Raw genomic sequence first — 1098 nt, 5'->3', positions numbered from 1 at the left:
GAGCCAAGAGTCTCAGAACCTCGCTTTTGGGTTGTAGCACGTGATGCTCAAAGGCGTACACAATATTTAAGCGTTGATGCACAAGAATACCGCTTACTGAGTTTATTAAAACAAAACACACCCTTTGCACAGTTATGTCAATCCTGTTTAAATGAACTCCTAGGCGAGAAAATCGCTGGGTTTTTAATTACTAAAATTAATCAATGGCTTGAACGTGGTTGGTTAATTAGCGAGTGAGTTAAAACAATATAGTTATTTTTCGTTGCGAAGGAATTTTTTTGAAAGCCACCATATACACATTAATTGCTTTAATTGCGTTTGCCGCAAATTCTCTTTTTTGCAGAATGGCCTTAGCAGAAGGTTATATAGATGCTTGGAACTTTACTGTTATTCGCTTACTTAGCGGGGCTGCATGTTTGGGCATTATAATGGCTATTTATACCCATAATTTAAAACGTAAAGGCATATTCAATCCCGCTATTTTAAGTGACAGAGGAAGCTGGCGAAGCAGTATTAGCCTGCTTGTTTACGCGCTTTGTTTTTCGATTGCCTACGTAGAGCTAGATACCGGTACCGGTGCACTAATTTTATTTTCTGCTGTGCAACTTACTATGATTGGCTGGGGTATTTATCAAAAAGAGCAATTAAGCGTACTTCAGTGGTGTGCATTTATAGTGGCGTTATCTGGTTTTGTATATTTAATGCTGCCATCTGCAGCGGTGCCTTCATTATTAGGTGCATCACTTATGGCACTCAGTGGTGTGGCATGGGGTATTTACAGTATTCGCGGTAAAATGTGCGTATCGCCACTGCGTACTACTGGGTTTAACTTTATAAGAAGCTTAGTTGCTATCCCGGTTTTATTACTTGTAGGTATGAGTTATTTAAAAAATATGAGTATTGAAGGGGTGTTACTTGCGTGTGCCTCGGGGGCAATAGCGTCTGGAGTTGGTTATAGTGTTTGGTATGTAGCAATGCCACTACTTAAAAGTACCCAAGCTGCGGTTGTGCAACTTTGTGTGCCGGTACTTGCTGCCATTGCTGGTGTTATGTTTTTATCAGAGCAGGTAACAATTGAGTTTATAGTAGCAAGCTCGT

General features: G+C 40.2%; 1 protein-coding gene and 1 pseudogene. Both read left to right on the top strand.

All coding sequences use genetic code 11. The annotated features are described in order from the left end of the window. Nucleotides 1-237 (top strand): annotated as a pseudogene (locus H5072_RS20120) (DUF2063 domain-containing protein); the annotation flags it as partial. 41 nt (nt 238-278) lie between these two features. Beyond that, a partial coding sequence (locus H5072_RS20115; RefSeq protein ID WP_182694597.1) for a DMT family transporter occupies nt 279-1098 on the top strand: 820 nt, incomplete at its 3' end.

The organism is Pseudoalteromonas sp. SR45-5 (genome assembly GCF_014163565.1).
GTDB classification, from domain to species: Bacteria; Pseudomonadota; Gammaproteobacteria; order Enterobacterales; family Alteromonadaceae; genus Pseudoalteromonas; species Pseudoalteromonas distincta.
This window is presented reverse-complemented; position numbering and strand designations above follow the sequence as displayed.